Below are 20,695 nucleotides of genomic sequence, written 5' to 3'. Positions count from 1 at the left end.
CGGCCGTTGGCGATGACATACGCTTGCGCATGGGTTATCAGTAAGGCCATCAGCCAACAAGATTGTCAGACATGTTTCATCTCAAGAAGGCAACCTTCGACGATCTGCTGCGTGAGACCTATCTTCGTCTCCTCAAAGACAAAGGCGTCGAAGAAGTCAGCTCGACAAAAGGCCGGAGTCTAGAGGTTTTTGGTGTAGGCCTTGAGCTTTCCAATCCGCGGGCGCGCCTCAGCCGATCCCAAGGCCGCTCAAGAGTATTCAGCGCCTTAGGCGAGCTCCTTTGGTACTTATCCGGATCCAATAATTTGGACCAAATCGCCTACTATATTAAGGGCTACACGGCCGCTTCAGACGACGGTCAGACTCTCAACGGTGCGTATGGTCCACGAGTTTTCAAGACCCTCGCGGATCAGTCATCAAGCCAGTGGTCCCGTGCCATCAGGCGACTAAAGTCGGAGCGAAATCAGGGAACCCGAAATGCAGTCCTGCAAATAGCCTCCCCAAGCGATTTCTTAACAGACACAAAGGACAGGCCCTGCACGTGCAGTATCCAATTTGTCGTGCGTCGAAGGACGCTACACATGATGGTGCACATGCGCTCAAATGATGTCTATTTGGGACTGCCCCACGACATCTTTGCCTTCACGATGCTGCAAGAAATCGCCGCACGTGAAATCGGCGTGGGCCTTGGTAGCTACCTCCACTCGGTTGGCAGCATGCACTTGTACGCAGATCCTGACGCCTCGATCCCTGGGTCGGGTAAACTCGACCATCGCGCCGATGCGCAAGCCTACATCGACGAAGGTCTTTTTTCCAAGAGAGCGATGTCACCAATGCCTCAGGGCAATCCTTGGCCATACATTACCAGGGTCCTCGAGGCAGAAAGGGCTATTAGGAAAGGTAACATCGATTTCGAGCTTGATCCCGTGACGCCAAAGTACTGGCAGGACATCGTCTCACTGCTTCGGGTGCACGGCGCTATCCAACACATGAAGGACGAACCAGTCGAAGCACGACGGGCCTGCATCCAAAGGTACCTTGATGGGCTTCATCAGCAAGATTTTGCACTATATATCCGAGACAAGCTCGAAACTCTGGGAAAGTAAGCCTCGACATGGTCAGAAGATGTGCCGACCGACAGCAAGCGCTCCGAGCTGCCCTCACAGCTTACGAGGCGGATCATGGACCGTTGCCTGGACTGGCAGCGCAAGGCGCGACGGACACACTGATCCTACAGCTGATCGCGAGCCTTCGCCGAACGGAATTCATTTCGGTGCTCAAGTCGCGCAGACATTCCATCGGAAGAATGGACCCTCACCACGCATTGTTCGACCCGATAACGGCATCCCACCTTCTCAATCGTCAGGGCCAACTTGATGAGGCCGTTTGGCTGTGCTTCATAGCTACGCACTTCGGGAAGCATGCCCATGATAGATGGAAACTGGCTGCTAATGTCTACGGTTCCTTCGGGCAGGGCCCAACCTGGACGAGCGCCAACTATTTGGCGAATAAGCAGACTTTTGAACAAATGCTTCAGCGAAATGGGGCGATTTTGAACGATGCGTCCCGCGCGGGACGCTACTCGAACCATCGTCAGTATGTTTCCCGTCAACCCGACGCAATTGCCCGAACTTTCGACGAAATGTCTCATTGGCTCTTTGCTAACGGCTCCTTTTCTCAGCTCGTTCGGAACGTGCATGTGAAAAGCGGACAGAACCCGGAAGCAGCCTTCGACGAGATGTATCGCTCCGTCAGGTCAGTAAATTCGTTCGGGCGTCTTGGGGCGTTTGACTTCCTCACTATGATCGGCAAGCTCGATCTTGCTCCCGTTTCTCCTGGGTCTACGTACCTAGACGGCGCTACTGGTCCACTCAGGGGAGCGCGCCTTCTCTTTCACGGACGGACCGATTATCCACGAACAGGAAAGCAGCTTCAGGCCGCGTTTGACCGCCTCGACGATTATCTTCAGGTTGGGAAGCAACCGCTCGAAGACAGCATCTGCAATTGGCAAAAGAGCCCGAGCGTTTTTGTACATTTCCGCGGGTAACTACCGGGCGACTGGAACCAGCGCGTCGGCGTCCCAAGAAAACCGCTTCTTTAGGAAGGATAGCTTACCATGAGGAACAACTCCTGCCTTCTCTAACTGGCCCACTATGACGCCAACCGCGACCTTGGCTGATCGCGCGGCTAACATTACATTGTCTGCATTCGGTTTCTTGCGGAGGAGATCGTCCCAAATCTCGCTAGGAACTAACAACTCTGATGCCATCTCGTTGGCCTCTTTCTCATCGCGAGCAATCTGTGTGGATGTTCTGTCTGTGTCATAGGCTACGTGCTCGCCATGACCGAGTAAAACATGGCACGCTTCATGGTAAAGCGTAAACCAAAAGTGGTCGTCTGACAAATGACGAAAACTCAAATGAATAATAGGATTGCCCCTGTCGAGCATCCATGTGGCGCCGCTAGCACGGCAACCGGTCGGCGCGCGCGCTGTGGTAAAAGCGACACCGCAAGCATTTAGGCGCACACGAATTCGCTCGACCAAGTCACTTGGAGATTTGACAAAGCCAAGCCGTTTTAGGCTCTTCATCGCTTCCAAAAGAGAGCTCTTATCGAAACTTGATAAATCTTGGTTTTCCCCGTGAATCTCACCGACGCGTTTCCAGACCAAAGTGGCGTGATCGTTAGACTCAAACGATGAGGATGTCCGAAAAGAGACAACATCAAGACCGGATGTATATACCGCTTTCCACTGCGCTAGGTTCTCGCTTCCAAAGAACGCTAAGACTTCAGTCCTTAAGTCCTCTTTGCGGATTGCATTAGAAATCCATCCAAACTTCCGCATCTGTGCGACGGGCAGAGTGCGGAGCCAAGTCGCCCCATCATCATTGCTGTCACTAGAAACGCGTGCGGCTTCGCGAACGTAGGATTGATCTTTTCGGATCCAGAAATCGGGCGTCGAACCCAAGCACTGAGAAAGACGCTTGGCCGTTGCTTCCGAAATCCGATACGTCCCAGACAGTAGATCTTCCAGTTCGTCAGATTGGAGGCCAAGCTCGATCGCTAGTTCATCGGCGGCAAGCTCTCTGACGCTCATCAGGCGGGCGATGGTGTCGCCTGGAGGGATGGCCCAGTCAGGCTCGAAGGTCATGCTATCACCCTGTTACCGTCAAGAATACGCATAAGGCAGAACCGATGCGCCCGCCCCCAGTCTTCTTTGCGGGCTACATCTCTCATGCGCGGCTCGACTTCAAGCACCACTGACGGCACAACCGAATATTCTAGTAGCACCCGAGCGCCTATCGACACGCGATCTGGGAAGATGGGCACCTCAGAAAAATCAGCCGCATCGACCAAGTCCCGCAAAAGTACGTGAAAGCTGTGTGCGGTAGCGTCACCCAACTTCCGAACCGCATAAGCTTTGCTTAGGGCGATCTTTCTCATCGCATCAGTTTGAAATCCTGGTTCCAAGCACGATCCACCAGCTACGCATAGGATGCAACTGTCCGATGCCTTGCCACAACATATCGATCCAACCTCTACATCTTGGATCTGAGGGTAAGGAGAATGCACACAGCTGTCGAGCGTATTCCTCTGCCCAGAGACACTTTTGGGTGGTGAGGCGCGAAGAGCCGATCGCGCCATTATAGAGGCGCAGGTCAAGCAATCCTGCCGCAGAAGAGTTAGGCAGCGCTCACGCGCTGCCCGTCGCCATGCGGTAGACCGGGATGCCCATCTTGCGGGCCTTGTCGGCGAGGTTGTCCTGGATGCCCGTGCCCGGGAAGACCACGACACCGATCGGCATGCAGTCCAGCATCTGATCGTTGCGCTTGAAGGGCGCTGCCTTGGCGTGTTTGGTCCAGTCCGGCTTGAATGCGACCTGCGGCACCTTGCGGTTGGAGGCCCAGGTGGCCGCGATGCGCTCGGCGCCCTTAGGTGATCCACCGTGCAAGAGCACCATGTCGGGGTGCTTGGCGTGGATCTGATCGAGACGGTCCCAGATTATCCGGTGATCGGTGGTGTCCCCTCCCGAGAAGGCAACCTTGGGTCCGGGTGGCACCAGGCTCTCCGTCTCGGCGCGCTTTTTGGCGGCGATGAAGTCGCGGCTGTCGATCATCGCGGCGGTCAGATGGCGATGGCAGGTCCGCGAGCCCGAGCGCGGTGACCAGTGGGTGCCGGTGGTCCTGAGGTAAAGGTCAGCAGCGGTTTCACGGAAGAGTTCCAGGCTTTCCCGCCGGTCGATCAGGCTCCGCCCGATGTCGATCAGGGTTTCGAGCTGGACCGATTTCACCTCGGAGCCGTCCTGCTCGCGCTGGAGGCGCTTCTGCGCCTGCTCGTTGTCGTCGAGCCTGGTCTCGATCCGCTCGGCGGCGCGGTGGAAGGTGTTGACGGTCGACCAAAGGATTTCGTTGAGGTCGGCATCGAGGCTCGTGTCGGCCATGGTGGCGATGAGGGCGTCGAAGATATCGGCGACGGCGGTCTGGATGACGTGATCCTCGGGCGTGATCCGGGGATCGGCCTCGTCCGCACCCGGACGGTAGCCATAGAGTTGCAGGGCTTCGATCGCGTGATCGGTGGGCGATGAGGCGTGATCGGGTTCGAACTCGTCGTGGGCGTACATGGGATGCTCCTTCGTCTGGACCGCGTCCGTCGCGGCCTTCTGGCGACGAAAAGCCCATGGGCGGTCCGGTCTGGCAGCCCGAGCCTCTTGCGAGGGCCCTGATGGCCAAGCCCGACTATTTTGCCTCGCGATGCAAAGGCGGAGAGACGGGGTCCCCGCGCGACCTGTCGCGTGGGGTGGATCGCCGCCGGCGGAAAATAGTCGGGCGCCGCCATTGCCTGACCGGACCGTTTATGGGCCGCTCGCCCTCTCAAAGGCCGAGGCGCGGTCCCGATGAGGAAACCGCATCCTCGTTCGCCCATGAGGAGGTCGAACCCTGCCCGATCACCCCCTTCGCCGCATCAGAGGATCGGTTCCTGAGAAACGGCTGACGTCCTCGGGGGCGAGTTGCACCCGGATATGCGCCCTGATCGCGTCCAGACCGCGGGTGGTGAGATCGTCGTTGAAATCCCCCGCCATGGGCGACAGCGTCAGAGCCTCGATGCCAGCCTCATGCGCCCGGGCGATCAGGCTATCCCTTGCACCATCCCCGGCGGGATCGTTGTCGCGGACGATATAGAGCCTGCGCAGATGTGCCGGAAACTGGAGGGCTGCGAGGTGTCCGGCCGAGAGCGCGGCAACCATCGGCATCTTTGGCAGAGCCTGACGGAGGGAAAGCACGGTCTCGATCCCCTCCCCTGCTGCCATGACCTCTTTGGTCCCGCCGAACCGAACCGCGCGGCCGAGGAGTTCCCCCATCGCTTTCCGCTGCGTGTCGAGAGGTGCCTTACCGCTGCCATCGCGTGCGAGCCATGTGCGGTGCACGCCTGTGACCTTGCCGTCGAGGTCGGTGACGGCGGCGATCATGGCGGGCCAGGTCTCGGTCTGATCCTCGCCCTGCCCCCGATAGTAGCAATTGGGGTGGAATTTGAGGGCGCTCGTGTCGCGGAGATCGGTGATGCCCCGGCCCCGCAGATAGATGGCTGCCAGTGAGCCTTTGAGCGGAGTGGACATGCTCAGGAGCCGACGTGCCGCTTCAGAAGATCCAGTTGGTGCGGCTAATTGCTTCGGTGTCGTGGTCTTCGGTGCGGGGTCCTGCCTCGGAAGACTGAGAAAGCGCCGGGCCTCCTCGAGAACATCGGGGAAGTCGCTGAGCCCAAGGCATTCGCGGATCACGTCGAGAAGGTCGCCGTGGCTTCCTTCGGCCGGATCTTGCCATTTACCAGCCGCGCCCTTCCCCGCAGTTGGCCCCTTGAGGCGGACGAACATCGAACGGCCGGCGGCGTTGCGCACATCGCCGACCAGCCAGTAATTGCCCTGCCTCCGCCCGTTCGAGAGATAGTGGCGGCAGACATCTTCGGCTTGTTCACCAAGGCGCTCCGCCAGTTCTGCGGCATCAATACGGGACATCAGGCAACCTCGCGCTCAGAAATGCGGGAGATAGGCCAGAGGTTGAAGAGCTTGGCAAGCACTCCCGCTCCATCCGTCCCAACCGGCACGAAAAACCGCAGTTTCCACGAGATGATCTCGCTGAAAAGGCCGTAAGCCCGCAGGCGGTCGCGCATGCCTTCAGTGAAGCCGGTCAGCTCGATCCGGTTCACGCCCATGACGCGGGCACGGCGGAGCTGCAGGCCCTCGGCAAGATCGAGGATGGTCTTGCCGAGGGTCAACGCCGCATAGGCCTGCTCGGGCGTGAGGCTCGCCACCCCTGCCCCGGTCGCTGTGGCGGCCCAGGCAGGAGAGACCCTGCGCCCGATGATCCGCTCGCCATCATCAGTCTGCAGACGGTATACCCTGGTTTCGTCCTGGGGCAGGCGCTTCCAGACCGGGAGGAGAAGACCCGAGACGACATGCAGGGTGCTCTCGGTGAATTCGGGCACGTCGGCGACCTCGGCGTTCCAGGCGGCGGCGAAGGTTGGGCGATCGGTCTCGACCCAATTCGTGCCGCCCATCAGCCTGACTGCGATGTTCTGCGCTTCCGAGGGACGGACCAACCGGACGCGGCGCTCGATATCGCCGTCATCCAGCATGATGCTGGTCGTCGGGATTTGTACTGCTGCCCGGCCAGAATTCTCATTGATCAAGAGTTTCGCGCGGGGATCGTCGAGTTCGCCCAGGGCCTCATCCAGCAGGCGGGGCAGGTTCCGGCGGCGTTCCGTGATGGAGAGAAGCCGGGTCTCGGCCCCGGTCGTTGGGTGAGTGTAGATCACCTGACGGTCGGTGACGGTGAAGCTCTCGGCCCGCAGGGTTTCCAGCCCGATGTCATAGGTGCCCGAGGCCATGGCCCCGTCGATCCGAGCCTCCAGAAGCTGCTCGAAAGCAGAGAAGAGGATGCCCTGCAGCTCGATGGTCAGCGCCAGGAGCCGGTTCAGAAAGGTGGTGATCGGCGGCAGGTCGTCCTTGATGCCGTTGGTATCCATCAGCTTCAGGCCGGTCGCCGCCTCGAACTGCTGCAGCGAGCAGCCCTCGATCTTGCCGCGGACGATCAGCAGGTAGAGTTGGCGCAGGGCGTCGCGGGCATAGGGGCTCTCGAGATTGTCCTCTGGCCGGAACAGACCCTGCCCTCCTGTCTGCCGCTGGCCGCGGGTGATGGCGCCGAGCGTGTCGAGCCGACGGGCAATCGTGCTCAAGAACCGCTTCTCCGCCTTCACATCGGTGGAGATCGGCCGGAACAGGGGCGGTTGCGCCTGATTGGTCCGGTTGGTGCGGCCAAGGCCCTGGATGGCCGCGTCCGCCTTCCAGCCGGGCTCGAGCAAGTAGTGGACCCGCAGGCACTGGTTCTTCGCCCCGAGATCGGCGTGATAGCTGCGCCCGGTGCCGCCAGCATCGGAGAAGATCAGGATGCGTTTCTGGTCATCCATGAAGGCGGCGGTCTCGGCCAGATTGGCCGATGGAGCACGGTTCTCGACCGCGAGGCGCGCGGCAGCGCCGTCGCCCTTGCGGATGATGCGGCGGGACCGGCCCGTCACCTCCGCCACAAACTCCGTCCCGAAGTGCTGGAGCACCTGATCGAGCGCGCCGGGCACCGGCGGTAGCGAACCAAGCTGCTCCAGCATCTCGTCGCGCCGCCGCACCGCTTCGCGGCATTCCACCGGCTGGCCGTCGCGGAACACGGGGCGCGACGACAGGTTGCCCTCGCCGTCCGAGAAGGGCTCGTAAAGCTGAACCGGGAAGGAGTGCTGGAGGTAGCTGCCAACGTACTCCCTGGGAGTGACATCAACCGTCAGGTCATTCCATTCGTCGGTCGGGATCTCGGCGAGCCGCCTTTCCATCAGTGCCTCGCCCGTCGAGACGATCTGGATGACCGCGGCATGACCCACCGCAAGGTCCGCCGTGATCGACCGGATCAGGGTCGGGGTTTTCATACTGGTCAGCAGGTGGCCGAAGAAGCGCTGCTTGGTGGATTCAAAGGCTGATCGCGCGGCCGACTTGGCCTGCCGGTTCAGCGTACCGTCTGAACCTGTGATGTTGGCGGCCTCCATCGCCGCATCGAGATTGTTGTGAATAACCGCGAAAGCCCCGGCATAGGCATCATAGATGCGACGTTGCTCGTCGGTCAGCTGATGCTCGACCAACTCGTACTCGACGCCGTCATAGGAGAGCGACCGTGCCGTATAGAGGCCGAGGGCACGCAGATCACGGGCCAAGACCTCCATGGCCGCAACGCCCCCGGCTTCGATGGCCTCGACGAATTCGGCCCGGGTGGCGAAGGGGAAGTCCTCGCCGCCCCAGAGGCCAAGGCGCTGCGCGTAGGCGAGGTTGTGCACTGTCGTGGCCCCGGTCGCCGAGACATAGACGACGCGGGCATCAGGCAGAGCGTGCTGCAGGCGCAAGCCCGCCCTGCCCTGCTGCGAGGCCTCGACATCGCCACGCTCGCCCTTGCCGCCACCGGCATTCTGCATGGCGTGGCTTTCATCGAAGATGATGACCCCGTCGAAGTCGCGCCCGAGCCAATCGACGATCTGTCGGACGCGCGAGACCTTCTCGCCCCGTTCGTCCGATCGGAGCGTCGCATAGGTGGTGAAGAGGATGCCTTCCGACAGGGTGATCGGCTTGCCTTGGGCGAAGCGCGACAGTGGTGTGACGAGGAGCCGCTCCTGTCCGAGGGCCGACCAGTCACGCTGCGCATCCTCGATCAGCTTGTCGGATTTCGAGATCCACACCGCCTTGCGCCGCCCGCGCAACCAGTTGTCGAGGATGATGCCAGCCGACTGACGGCCTTTCCCTGCCCCGGTGCCGTCGCCCAACATGAAGCCGCGGCGGAAGCGGACTGCGCCGGCATCCCCGTCGGCCGCAGCGCTGACCTTGTCGAAGGTCGCATCGACGGTCCAGGCGCCGGCCAGATGGTCGGCATGAGCCTCCCCGGCAAAGATCACCGTCTCAAGCTGCGCGTCAGAAAGGCGCGCAGAGATGTCAGACGGGAGCTTTGGCCGATAGGAGGGGCGCGGCGGCGCGACCGAGGCCATGGCCGCCGATTGCACCAATTTGGTCGGGTGCGGCACGGCACCGGGGATAGAGATCGACTGAAGCCGGTATTCTTCATAGATCGCATCGGACAGGCGCGCGGTCTCGGGCGGCTCTGCGTCGATCGCGTCGTAGACCAGATCGACGGCATTCGCCGTCTTCGCTGGGAGACGAGCAGCTGCGCTCAACGAACCGCGAGCGGGATAGCCCCGAACCGAGCGCGCAGCAGCAGGTAGCGGCGATGTGGGAGGTTTTGGCAATTCGACGGTCAGGCGCGGTGGAACCTGCGCCTCAATCCAGCCGAGGAGTGTCGCGACATCCCGCGCCATGCCCGACGACGCCGGAAAGTGGGTGGGATCGGCCGCAGGCATCTTGTCGATCACCGTGAGCCGCGTCGAAAACGTCGTGCCATGGCGGGCATAGACCGCGCCATCAATCGCCGCAGAAAACACCACCGTTCCGACCCCCTGCAAGCGGGCAAAAGCATCGCGCCAGGCGGGCTGATCGGGGACGAAGTTCGCGCCGGTGATCGTCACGAGTCGGCCACCGAGTGCAAGGCGCGCCAGGGCCGAGGCAATGTGGCGGAAGGCTGCGTCCTGCACGCGCCCCGTGACATTCGCCATCGCCGAGAAGGGCGGGTTCATCAAGACGACGGACGGGATAGCCGCTCCGTCCAGATGGTCATGGATCTGCGCCGCATCGAAGCGGGCAACAGGAAGGCCCGGAAAGAGAGAGGCGAGCAAGTCGGCGCGGGTAGCGGCGAGCTCGTTGAGGATCAGCTGACCGCCCGCGACCTCGGACAGCACTGCGAGAAGGCCGGTGCCCGCCGAGGGCTCGAGAACGATGTCCTGCGGAGTGATGGCGGCGGCGGTCAGAGCTGCCAGCCCAAGGGTCACCGGGGTGGAGAATTGTTGCAGCGCCTGGCTTTCCTCGGAGCGGCGGGTCTGGGTGGGCAAGAGGCCCGTGATCTTCGACAGCACGGCCAGACGCGCTGCAGGCGTATCTGACTTGCGGAAGATGGCCGGACCGAACTTCCGCAGGAAGAGGACCGTCGCGGCTTCGCAGGCCTCGTAACCCGCCTTCCAGTCCCAGAGGCCGGACGCATCGGAGCCGCCGAAGGCAGTCTCCATGATGCCGCGCAGGGCATTCGCGTCGATGCGCTGCCCGCGCTCGAGCGGGGCCTGCAGCATCCGGGCGGCCGACAGAATGGCGGAGGCGGTGGGCGCTTGCGCCTGCACCGCCGGGGACAAATCGTTCATATTGGAAACCTCGAGAGCCTGAACCGGGGTCAGCCCCGGTCAGCGCTCTCTCAACCGCCGGGACTAAACCCGTTCCGGCCCTCCTCTCCCTCTTCCGCGCCAGGGACAGTCGCCCGAATGGGGGGAGACAGCGACCGCTGGCTCCAGTCCGAAGGACGAGGGCCCGGTCCCGGCAGAAGGCCGGGGGGTGCCAGTCTCACCTTTGAACTAAGCACCCCGGTTAGAAATTCTCTCGACGCATGAACTTGTTCGCAGCAGAGCTTACCTACCCCTGCACTAGGCCGAGGAACGTTTTTACCGGCATGAGCCAGGGCTGCTGCTCCGGATGAAAGGTCTCATGGAGGCTGCGCGGTAGCACCAGTTGTAGCGACTGCGCCTGCATCTCGGCGGTCTGTGTCCTGGAAATTGACGGCTCCAAGGTCAGGAGGTGCTTGCTGGTGATCCGGTCCGCTTCAGCCAGAACTTGCCTCCATCTGTCTTTGCAAGTCGTCTTCACCGCAAGCATCCTGAGCGATGCCACGGGGAACGCGGGATCCGCATACTCCGCCTCGCCAGGGAACAGGAAGTCGGCAGCATTGCGTTTTTCAGTCGTAGCCTCACGTTTGTACCTGATCTGCCACGACTTCAGCAGGGCTTCCACATGATGGGCGAAGGCAAACCCGGCACGGGATTTTCGTCTGTTCTGAACGCTCAGCGAAAATGAAAGGAAGCCATCGACGTCCGCTTTCTCTCCATCGAGAAACCCCGTCCGAAGGCGCTCCGCGACGACGATACGCTCCATGTGCCGGAACAGGGCCTCTTCGTGGTCCATCCATGCAACGAGCGCCCCATCGGGATCATCGCGCGGGTCAATGCCTTTGATCGTCTTTCGCGCGAACTCAGAAAACGCCACCGTGCCTGGAAAGGTCGACCCAAATCTCTCGATGAGAAGGCCGAGCGCATCGGGCTCCGGCTCTTGGGCTTCGATCCCTAACTCCTCGAGGATGAATTTGGCGGCAAGATCGATACCTCTGCCGCCATCCGCTCCGAGATCACGCTGACTGAGTTCGTAATCGTTTGTCAGTTGCAGCCCGAATAGCCAAAGCAGCTTCTGTTCGGCAGAGCTTCCCGACGGGCACAAGATGGCCAGCACTTTGCGCTCGGCCGTCATGCACAGAAAAAGGGTGTCTCCGGCCTTCGCCTTGTAGACCACTCCCTCTGCTGCAGCCGGATAGTAAAGCCGGTATTCCGGGGTCCGGTGCGGCTGCTGCTTGCGACTGTTGTACCAGGTTCCCGTCAGCTCCAGCCGAAGGGGAGCCTCCTGTTCGTCGTCCATCCAGATATAGGTGATCGGGATCTTCTCGCTCTCGTCGGGTGTTCCAACAAAAGCACGAAAGATATCGACACCCTGGAATTCATGACCTCTTGAAACTGCGGGATCGACTTCTGTGCCCCGAAGGACCTTTGCTCCCGCCCCGGCAAAATAGCCCGAGAGATACCCTCTGCCCGCCAAATTAGACCTGCTTTCTTTCCTCGTCCCGATTCCGCGATCTCAGATCAAGGAACTGACCTTCAGAGGAAAGCCAGACGCTCAGACTGTCAATCACCTCTTCCAGCGGCAGACGGTGCTTGCCCCTTACCGCACATTCCCAAACTACACCTGTACGCCATCCGGCCCCCTTGAGCAGCGCAAAATTTGCCGCATCTCGCGCGATATTTCCGGCAATCTTCTTCTGCCAAAAAGCCTCACGTGTCGCCGGCCACCGGAACATCGGGCAGTCGTGGCCGTGCCAGAAGCACCCGTTGACGAAGACCACCGCCCGATGCTTTGCAAACACGAGGTCAGGCTTGCCCGGCAACGACTGTTGATTCAGCCTGAACCGGAAACCCTTTGCATGCAGCGCGCGCCTGATCAGGATTTCCGGCTTGGTATTCTTCGACCGGATCGCGGCCATGTTACGGCTACGGGTCGCTCTGTCGTGGACGTCAGCCAACTTTCTTGAGCGGCTCAGCCGCCATCAGCGCCTGAATATGCGGGGCCATTACCCGTGCCACTTCTGCGAAAACTGGCACGGCAACCGAGTTCCCGAATTGCTTGTAGGCCTGAGTGTCTGAAACAGGAATCCGGAATTCCTCGGGATACCCCATCAGCCGCGCGCACTCACGCGGCGTCAAACGTCGCGGATTCTTGTCAGGCCCCCTGCTGATCAGGATCTCGGACCCGTCCTTATAGTACCGGGCAGACAGCGTGCGCGCGATGCTTTCGCCATTCACCAACCCGAAGCCAAACCCATTGCCCTTGGCCTGGTGCTTCTTTGCATAGTCCTGCAGATAGGCCCAAAGCTTGTCGGTCAATGTGTACTTCTCGTTGACCAGAGCATCGGGGCCTTGCGTGAAGTGCCCCTCAACCTCTTCTGTCCCGTTTTCCGGATGTAGAATGTGCTTCATGCGCTTCGACCCATAGACCGGCAGCACGACATCATCGAAGTTGAACCCCGTCTTCTCGCGGAAACCGACCATAACGATGCGTTCGCGATGCTGGGGCACAAAGTGACCTGCATCGATGATCCGTGTTTCAAGAGAATAGCCCAACTCCTCGGTGAGCTTGCGCCGGATCACCTCGAAGGTCCGACCCTTGTCATGGCTTTTCAGGTTCTTGACGTTCTCAAGAAGGAAAGCAGCGGGGCGGTGGTGCTTCAGGATGCGCAGCACATCGAAGAACAGCGTGCCCTGAGTTTCATCGGCAAACCCATGGGCGCGGCCGAGGGCGTTCTTCTTTGAGACGCCTGCGATCGAGAAGGGCTGGCAAGGAAACCCGGCGACAAGAACGTCATGCGCGGGGATGTCGTTCTCATCGACCTGACGGATGTCACCGGCAGGAAGATGGTTGTCAGGGAAGTTCGCCATGTAGGTCTGCTGGGCATACTTGTCCCATTCAGACGTGAAAACACAGCGCCCACCGGCGCCCTCCATCGCGCGCCGCAGCCCTCCGATCCCAGCGAAGAGGTCGATGAAGGTGAAATTCTTTTCGCCGATGGCAGCCTTGCGCTTGCGCTCGATTTCCATATTCAGGAGCCGAAGGACGCTTTCCCGCGGTGCTTCCTCTCCGCGCTTCCAGCGGTAGATGTGCCCCTCAGAATAGCCGAGGACGTGAGCTGCTTCAGGCACGGTGTATCCGGCCTGAGCCAGAAGTGTCGAAAAGTCTGCGGCCATCGGTTGTCATCCTCTGGGAATTTTTCTGACACAATGGCGGATATCGCCACATAGAGCAAGAACATTGAGGGGGTTTTCTAACCGTGAACATGGAAGGAGCCGCCAAGCTGAGGCGCTTCGCCAGAATGCAGGGTTGTCCGCTCACCGATCCCTTTGCCTTTTGAGACCACCCGGGCGAAATCGACTTCGGTCGACATCAGGCCGACGGCTGCCTGGATCGGTCGGATTGCCTGCTGTTGACCGGTTACGGCAAAGATCACCGCGACCGAACTGTCGCTTTGGCCCCGGTCTTTCGACCGGGGCCTTTGCTTTGGCGATCAGTCGCCGCGGCGGGAGTTGGGGCGGGACCAGATGAGGGTCGAGCCCTCGCCGTCTTCGTCATCGAAGAGGTTGGCATAGATCGGGGCGGCGAAGCTCGGATCGTCCAGCTTCAGGCCGAGGTATTCGCGGCCCTCGTTCGACTTCTTCGTCCAGGCGGCGCCGATCTCGGCGCGGCCGACCAGGACCCGGTGGGAGGGCGCGTTTTCGCCCGAGGCCCGCAGGTCGGGGACGAGGCGCACGCTCTTTGCCTGCAGGCTGAGGGTGAAGATTTCGCCGGTGTATTCGGTGCCGGTCTTCTTGAAGGTGCCGATGGTCGCCATGATCTTTCTCCGTTTGCTCTGTTTCGGGCCCGCGTCCTTGCGGCCTCGATGGCGATCGAAGAGGCCGGAGGCGACCGATGGCGCACCCCCACCCTCGTGGGGGCTGGACAGCACAGGAGGAACTTTCTTGCCTCGCGAGGAATGACGGTGCCTGCACCGGCAGGGGAAGAAAGTTGTGACGACGCTGTTGCACCAAAGCGGTCGAGGCGAAGCCGTCCTTCGGGCAGATCAGCCCATCACCAGAGGCCGTTTGGACGCGGGGGCTGGGACAGACGGGGAGAGGAGATCAAGGCGACCCTGAAGGCCCGGCAGGAGAGACAGGACTGGCACTGCCGGCGGTTTGAAACCCCTCGGCTGGCATCAGGCCAGTATGCGCATCCCCCCTGCCCTGCTGCCTTGCGCCACACACCGCTCCTCCGCCGGGTCAAGATCTGCCAGCGTGATGGCAGTGCCACGGACGAAATTCGAACAGTACCGCGACTGAGCTTAGCGGCTCAGTCCGAGTATTGGGACACTGAACTGTACAAACCTCGATGATGACGAGGAAGGTGAGGGTTCCTGCTGAGCCTCCCATCCACTTCCGTTACCGCAACCGTGATAGCCAAGGCAAAGGATCGTCGAAAGAGCCGAAGGCCGTCGCGCAAGCACCGCGCATCGAAGACCTTAAGGAGATGGCGGCAATGCGGACCTAGCAGCCGTTCCCGACGCCTGCACCCTAGTCGAAAATAATCTAGGCTGAGCGGAGCCGGAACTGTATCCGAGAGTGACTTGGGCCGCTCGCTTCCCCTTTCCTACAGTCGTCCCCATGATCCGGAGGGAAGGTTTACCCAAATCCGCGGGAAGGAATTGAAGCGATCTCTAGCGCCGAAGTTAATCGCACCATTGTACCCGACCCCGCCGCACCCAAAAGTGCGACCGGCATCCAGTCTTGCGCCACACGGAGGGAGACAATGTCGGCCTGCCCTCTCGATCCAAACGAATGTCCCAGCGAGGCTTGGCCTCGGCGATGACCAAGAGTTCGATGATGTCACCGCAACCACAAGGGCAGCGCATGCCGACGCACCAATCCTCGTCGTCTTCGCGCGCCAGTACGAGATCACGGTGTGGCATAGAATGAGGCAGACTGTCCCCTTCGATCACAACCAGTCGCCGCGCGGGTCCGAACCGTGCCCAAACGTCGCGCCACCACTTCCGAACGTTTATCATCAATCCGCCCTCCGCGGCTTGAACAGTGGAAGGCCAAGCAGCGGCTCCAGGTCACCGCGCGCCAAGAGGCCAAGACTAGAACTGGGAAATGCGCCTTCCGCGGTGAACTCTTCTTCACCGGCAGCCAAGCTGAACTCTGTGCGGGCATAGTTCCCGTTGGGGTCCAAGCGGAAAGGGTAAGCTCGCGCAATAAACTCATTCATCGCTGCCGAGGCGACCCGCATATTGAGCGTGATCACTGAAGGGGCCTCTTCTATCGCGCCTTTGATGTAACCGGCTTCGAGTTCGTCCTGGTGCGCTCTGGGAGCAGTGTGGCGCAGGTACTCTGCGCGCAAACTAGCGGGTGAGTAAGCTTCACGATCCAAGAGCGTGGAACCGCCTGGCTGGACGTAGTCCACCCGACCGCATACATCAGCGATCGCCATGCCTCGTGCCGCTTTGCGGAGTGGGATCACCACTCCCATGTCGAAGAGTGGAAGCAAAAACGCCTGAGAGATGAAGTCCGCCATCTGGCGAGCCTCAAGCGTATCAACGCAGCAGAACAGTACATCGGCTTGGCTGGCCAACAGAACTGCCTCCCGGCTCGCAATGGATGCCGGTATGGCCGTCGCGACACCCTCGCCGCGATGACTGGCGACTGCGGAAGCGAACATTTCGACCTTGAGTCGGCGCTCAGCGACATCAGCTTGGGTGGAGTTCAATATACGATTCAAGTTGTGTGCTTCGATGCGGTCGAAGTCGATCAGGTCAACTCTTCCGAAGCCGAGACGGGCGGCTTGTTCACCTATGATCGAGCCGGTGCCCGATACCCCGATTACGACAGCACGCAGGCGCCCAAGCTCGCGGGTCATACCGCTTGTGAATGCGACAGGCCGATCAGCGAATCTGGCCCTTGGAAACTCGCTATTCCAGATCAGGTCGATGTCATCACCAATCACCGACACGAGATTGATCGGCCAGCACGTTCCGTCCTGGGCGTACAGGCGCCCGCGCACCCGCCCATCCGGGATCATGATGGCGGAACCGTGAAGCGAGCCGAGGGCCTCAAACAGGCCAGGCATCACCCGAGCGTCGCTTTGGTCGTCAGCTTCGGAGAAGTCGAACAGGCCGCCAGGATGAGAATGGATCAAGACGAGGGTCAGATTCTCCGCCTCGGCCAGATCGATCGCCTCTTCGATCCAAAGACCAGGCCAAACGATGCGGTCGGGTTCACGCAGCGCGCAGTCCTCATAAGGCACGAGGACCGCTTTGCGGACGAGGAGGCGCTGACGAGGGCCCGGCACGCGGGCACAGACAAGAATTGCCGCAGCCTCACAGCCATCGCCAGGGAAGAGATGCCGACGGACGCAATCACGCGTCGCTCCGGCGAAGCTGAGCGTCCAGGTCGGGATCATTCCCCGACTTCCTTGCAGAACGCCGCCTCGACGAGCGCCAGATGCGTGACGACATTGTCGGACGAAGGATTCCACTCCGAACCCGGCCCACGATGGCGCGACCAGCCATTGTAGGGAACGCCCAGAATCGTCGCCGGAATGTGAGTGCAATCGATCGCGCGCCCCGACACGAGCGCAAGCGGCGGATAGGTGTAAAACATATCGATCTGGGCCGCTGGGTAAGTCGGCGGGATCTCAAGGGCAAGGCGTGTCTGAGTAACGCTGAAGCCTGCCGGAACGGGATAGTTGTGGATGACCAGCCAACGCCTCCCCCCGTCAATCAGTGTCTCCCACCGATAACCGGTGCGATCGAGATAGGCTTCATCCACCTCCAGCACATCGAAGTCACGACGAGGTGCCGGATGCGCCTCACCGTTGTTAACTTCCTTTGGCGTCAGCCGGATCTTCTCGATGCCAGGGGTGCGCAGATCGACAATATCGGTCAACGCGACTTCGCGCTTCACCTGACCCGCCACCTTCAGGAAGATGTGCCAGCTCTGGCCGATATCGAAGCCGGCCTTGGTCATCGCGTCGCTCACGACGATGGTCGGCGTGTCGGAGACAATGGTCACACCCTGGATATTGAACTTCCACGAGGGCTTCTGGCCTACGAATGCTTCGACCCCGCGTCCATCCAGATCGACCAAGCCATGATCATCGATCTCCCGATCGGGTTCATCAGCCTGCTTCAAGTAGATCGCGACGCTAGCAGGCAGCTGGCCGAGCTTGCGAACGATGGCGCCCGAGACGATGCGGCACGGCCACTGGAAACGCTTACCATCAATCGTGATGAAGTAGTCACGATCGGTCTCTACGATCACGAACCGGCCATCGTTATGCTTCAGGTCCACGGTCTCGCTCGGGCGAACATCCTCAAGCTCGCCGTTGGCAAGCACCTGCAACACAACGGCGTGCTGCTTCGGATTGAAGCCCGCCGCAGCGGCGAGCTGGGCGCCGGTCGGCGTCAAGTCGTCGATCGTCACGATTCGATAGGTCAGGGTTTCATCCGCAACCTCGATGCGGCGGCGCTTTCCGCTATCCGCGGCGTCTTCACTCAACTCAGTCATTTCACACTCCAGCTTTTCCGGCCAATCACCGATATCGCTAAAGTGGGAACGCTTGCTAAGTTTGTCAAGCATCAACTTTGCTCGCTTGACGAACTTATCAGTGTGGCCGATATTCCATATGCCGGACTCCGCGTCCGGCTCGCGGAGGAGCCCACATGACCGACGGGGAAACCGATCATACGGTCCGGCCAACCAACCTCGGCCAGATCATAAAAAAGGCCCGTACCGATCTTCGGATGTCGCAACGCGACGTTGAGGAAGCTACCGGCAAGGAGGTTTCGAATGCTTACTTGAGCCAACTGGAGAGCGGAAAAATTACGAAACCCTCTCCACACATCTTATACGCCCTCTCGACCGCCTTGGCGGTCCCTTATGAGACGCTGATGGAGCGAGCGGGTTACATCGTGCCGGCGGCCCAACGCCCTGCCGACGTCAAGCATGGGCGGGCCGCAACGTTCGCGGTTGATAATCTAACGGCCGATGAGGAAGCCGCCCTCTTGGACTACCTCGCATATCTACGCACCAAGAAGGGCTGAACATGCGGCGACCGGACGATTGTAGCTTAACCCAAAGTCAGCTCGCCCGCGTTCGCGCCGAGGCCGAGCGCGCGCTGCGCGAAGCGGGCGCGCTCGGCGTCTTCCCAACGCCCGTGGACGCGATTATGACAGTTGCGAAGGTCGAAGAGGTCAAAGAAGACCTCCTTAACCCTAGCTTCATCGACAAGCTTCGGTCGGGCGCTGAAAAGGCTGGCGGAGCCCTCAAGCGTGCCCTGGGCAAGGTGATGGGTCTGTTCCACGCTAGCGCCGGTCTGGTCTTCTTGGATCAGACGATGATGGCCGTGAAGAAGCGCTTCGTGTTGCTGCACGAGTCCGGACACGGCTTCATGCCCTGGCAACGTCCGATGTACGCTTTGGTCGAGGACTGTGAAAATTCTCTGGAGCCCGATGCGGCTGAGCTTTTTGATCGCGAGGCCAATGTCTTCGCTGCCGAAGTCCTGTTCCAACTCGACAGCTTTCGCGACATGGCCGAAGGCGAAAAGTTCAGCATTTGGACGCCGGTCAAACTCTCGAAGAAGTTCGACGCATCGATTTATGCGTGTGTGCGCCAGTACGTATCCAAGAACCATCGCGCCTGCGCCGTCGTGGTGCTGAACATGCCGGAATTCGTTGAGGGAGATGGCTTCCGCGCCACCCTAAGGCGCCCAGTTCAATCTGATAGCTTCACAAAAATTTTCGGCAATCACGACTGGAAGCCTTTCTACACGCCCGATGACGATATCGGCGCACTGATACCGATCAACGGCTACAAGTCATCCGGCCAAAAGTCCCTTGTCCTGCTCGACCGCAACGGTGAACGCCATGAATGCGTCGCGGAGTCCTTCACTCAGACCCACCAAGTCTTTGTTCTTATTCATGTGATTAAGACGCTGGCAGCGCCGCGACCCATTTTTCTCGCGACGGCTTAGGTTGCGTCTGCAAGCATCGAACTGTAAATGAAAGAGCGGTCGGCCGCCTATCGGCAGCTAAATGCAAACACCCCCCGACGAAACCGCCGGAGGGTGCAAATGTCAGATTGGCCTGCTGCCGGTTTCGTGGACACGAAGATAAGATCGTGACCGAGGAACTGGAGAATAGATATGAAGAGACGGAAGTTCAGCCGTGAGTTCAAGATCGAGGCCGTAAGGCTGGTGACGGACCGTGGCGTGGCGGTGGCGCAAGCCGCCCGCGACTTGGATGTGGCGGAGAGTGTTCTGCGCCGCTGGATGCGGGAACTAAGCGCGACACCGGCCACGGCGTTTCCTGGGAACGGGCAGATGCGGGCCGATCTGGCCGAGATTGCAGCCCTGAAGAAAGAGGTCGCGCGTCTGCGTGCGGAGCGTGACATCCTCAAGAGGGCCGCAGCTTTTTTCGCGCGCGAGGCGACATGAGGTTCGCCTTCATCGCCAAGCACCGCCACATCTGGCCCGTCAGCTGGCTGTGCGACGTGCTGGAGGTCTCGCGATCCGGCTTCCACGCCTGGCTCAACCGCCCGACCAGCACCCGCGAGATCCATGACGCCAAGCTCGTCACGGCGATCGAGACAAGCTTCAAGGCCAGCGACCGGACCTACGGCGCGCGCCGCGTCTGGCGCGATGTTTTGGAGGAGGGGTTGGCCTGCGGGCTTCATCGGATCGAACGGCTGATGCGGATCAATGCCTTGCGGGCGCGGCCCAAACGCCGTGGAAAGCCGAAGGACGACGGAGAACGGTCGGTCATCGCCGACAACATCCTCGACCGGGACTTCCAGGCCGACCGGCCGAACCAGAAGTGGCTGGCCGATTTCACCTATATCTGGACGGCTGAGGGCTGGCTTTACGTCGCGGTCGTTCTCGACCTCTTCTCCCGGCGCGCCGTCGGCTGGTCCATGAAGGCGGAACGGGATACGTCGCTGGTCATGGATGCACTGATGATGGCCGTCTGGCGCCGTGGAAAGGCCGACGCGCTGCTGCATCACTCGGACCAGGGCTCGCAATACACAAGCGAGCAGTTTCAACGGCTTCTGGCCGACAACGGCATCACCTGCTCAATGAGCCGCGCGGGCAACGTCTGGGATAATTCGGCGATGGAGAGCTTCTTTTCCTCGCTGAAGACCGAACGCACAGCTCGCAAAGTCTACCGCACCCGAGACGAGGCACGCGCCGACGTCTTCGACTACATCGAGCGCTTCTACAACCCGCGCAGGCGGCATTCGAAGCTGGGCTACCTCAGCCCCATGGAGTTCGAGGTCCGCACTATGCTAGCTTAACCTGCTGTCCACGAAACCGGCAGCAGGCCAGATGGTGGTAGCCTGTGCG

General features: G+C 60.6%; 17 protein-coding genes. 5 read left to right on the top strand and 12 right to left on the bottom strand.

Annotation, left to right across the window (positions count from 1 at the left end):
- Positions 1–71 precede the first annotated feature (71 nt).
- Both AC4PTB_RS18880 and AC4PTB_RS18875 read left to right on the top strand, forming a co-directional pair.
- On the top strand, positions 72–1,106 hold the full coding sequence (locus AC4PTB_RS18880; RefSeq protein WP_492192861.1) for a thymidylate synthase: 1,035 nt from the start codon (positions 72–74) through the stop codon (positions 1,104–1,106).
- An 8-nt stretch (positions 1,107–1,114) separates the two neighbouring features.
- Positions 1,115–2,047 (top strand): alpha-glutamyl/putrescinyl thymine pyrophosphorylase clade 3 protein, encoded by a 933-nt coding sequence (locus tag AC4PTB_RS18875; RefSeq protein ID WP_492192860.1) that lies wholly within the window; start codon positions 1,115–1,117, stop codon positions 2,045–2,047.
- Here AC4PTB_RS18875 and AC4PTB_RS18870 read toward each other — a convergent pair whose 3' ends face one another.
- The 12 genes from AC4PTB_RS18870 to AC4PTB_RS18815 form a co-directional block, all read right to left on the bottom strand.
- The gene (locus tag AC4PTB_RS18870) at positions 2,048–3,151 is read right to left on the bottom strand and encodes an ImmA/IrrE family metallo-endopeptidase (protein ID WP_492192859.1); all 1,104 of its coding nucleotides are present in this window, start codon (positions 3,149–3,151) and stop codon (positions 2,048–2,050) included.
- On the bottom strand, positions 3,148–3,444 hold the full coding sequence (locus tag AC4PTB_RS18865; RefSeq protein WP_492192858.1) for a hypothetical protein: 297 nt from the start codon (positions 3,442–3,444) through the stop codon (positions 3,148–3,150). The genes AC4PTB_RS18870 and AC4PTB_RS18865 overlap by 4 nt, the downstream gene beginning before the upstream one ends.
- Positions 3,445–3,694: 250 nt before the next feature.
- Positions 3,695–4,621: a DUF2493 domain-containing protein gene (locus AC4PTB_RS18860; RefSeq protein WP_492192857.1), complete on the bottom strand. Its 927-nt coding sequence runs from the start codon at positions 4,619–4,621 to the stop codon at positions 3,695–3,697.
- A gap of 324 nt (positions 4,622–4,945) precedes the next feature.
- The gene (locus tag AC4PTB_RS18855) at positions 4,946–6,010 is read right to left on the bottom strand and encodes a DUF7146 domain-containing protein (protein ID WP_492192856.1); all 1,065 of its coding nucleotides are present in this window, start codon (positions 6,008–6,010) and stop codon (positions 4,946–4,948) included.
- Positions 6,010–10,323, bottom strand: coding sequence for a strawberry notch-like NTP hydrolase domain-containing protein (locus tag AC4PTB_RS18850; RefSeq protein ID WP_492192855.1), 4,314 nt, complete (start codon positions 10,321–10,323; stop codon positions 6,010–6,012). Before AC4PTB_RS18850 ends, AC4PTB_RS18855 begins: the two co-directional genes overlap by 1 nt.
- Before the next feature lie 265 nt (positions 10,324–10,588).
- Positions 10,589–11,815, bottom strand: a complete 1,227-nt coding sequence (locus tag AC4PTB_RS18845; protein WP_492192854.1) for a type II restriction endonuclease — start codon at positions 11,813–11,815, stop codon at positions 10,589–10,591.
- Between the two features lies 1 nt (position 11,816).
- On the bottom strand, positions 11,817–12,257 hold the full coding sequence (locus AC4PTB_RS18840) for a very short patch repair endonuclease (RefSeq protein WP_492192853.1): 441 nt from the start codon (positions 12,255–12,257) through the stop codon (positions 11,817–11,819).
- Positions 12,258–12,288: 31 nt separating this feature from the next.
- A complete protein-coding gene (dcm, locus tag AC4PTB_RS18835) occupies positions 12,289–13,515 on the bottom strand; it encodes a DNA (cytosine-5-)-methyltransferase (RefSeq protein WP_492192852.1) in 1,227 nt (408 codons plus the stop codon).
- A gap of 317 nt (positions 13,516–13,832) precedes the next feature.
- A complete protein-coding gene (locus AC4PTB_RS18830; RefSeq protein WP_492192851.1) occupies positions 13,833–14,156 on the bottom strand; it encodes a DUF736 domain-containing protein in 324 nt (107 codons plus the stop codon).
- A gap of 870 nt (positions 14,157–15,026) precedes the next feature.
- On the bottom strand, positions 15,027–15,362 hold the full coding sequence (locus AC4PTB_RS18825) for a ubiquitination-like system serine protease family protein (RefSeq protein ID WP_492192850.1): 336 nt from the start codon (positions 15,360–15,362) through the stop codon (positions 15,027–15,029).
- The gene (locus tag AC4PTB_RS18820) at positions 15,362–16,756 is read right to left on the bottom strand and encodes a ThiF family adenylyltransferase (protein WP_492192849.1); all 1,395 of its coding nucleotides are present in this window, start codon (positions 16,754–16,756) and stop codon (positions 15,362–15,364) included. The genes AC4PTB_RS18825 and AC4PTB_RS18820 overlap by 1 nt, the downstream gene beginning before the upstream one ends.
- Complete coding sequence (locus tag AC4PTB_RS18815; RefSeq protein ID WP_492192848.1) at positions 16,753–17,934, bottom strand: multiubiquitin domain-containing protein; 1,182 nt, start codon at positions 17,932–17,934, stop codon at positions 16,753–16,755. The genes AC4PTB_RS18820 and AC4PTB_RS18815 overlap by 4 nt, the downstream gene beginning before the upstream one ends.
- An 83-nt stretch (positions 17,935–18,017) precedes the next feature.
- Between AC4PTB_RS18815 and AC4PTB_RS18810 the strand changes: the two genes are divergently transcribed.
- The 3 genes from AC4PTB_RS18810 (at position 18,018) to AC4PTB_RS18800 (ending at position 20,646) form a co-directional block, all read left to right on the top strand.
- Positions 18,018–18,398 carry a helix-turn-helix domain-containing protein gene (locus AC4PTB_RS18810; protein ID WP_492192847.1) on the top strand — a complete coding sequence of 127 codons (381 nt, stop codon included), beginning with the start codon at positions 18,018–18,020 and terminating at the stop codon, positions 18,396–18,398.
- Between the two features lie 2 nt (positions 18,399–18,400).
- Positions 18,401–19,327 carry an ImmA/IrrE family metallo-endopeptidase gene (locus AC4PTB_RS18805; protein WP_492192846.1) on the top strand — a complete coding sequence of 309 codons (927 nt, stop codon included), beginning with the start codon at positions 18,401–18,403 and terminating at the stop codon, positions 19,325–19,327.
- Between the two features lie 171 nt (positions 19,328–19,498).
- Positions 19,499–20,646 (top strand): IS3 family transposase gene (locus AC4PTB_RS18800; protein ID WP_492192845.1). Its coding sequence is split into 2 segments (ribosomal slippage): positions 19,499–19,754 and positions 19,754–20,646, totalling 1,149 coding nucleotides; the frame shifts between segments, so codons are not numbered across the junction.
- Positions 20,647–20,695 lie beyond the last annotated feature (49 nt).

This window comes from Rhodobacter sp. 4.3.4 (assembly GCF_058724655.1).
The sequence above is the reverse complement of the archived record's forward strand: the minus strand, read 5'-3'. Positions and strand labels throughout refer to the sequence as shown.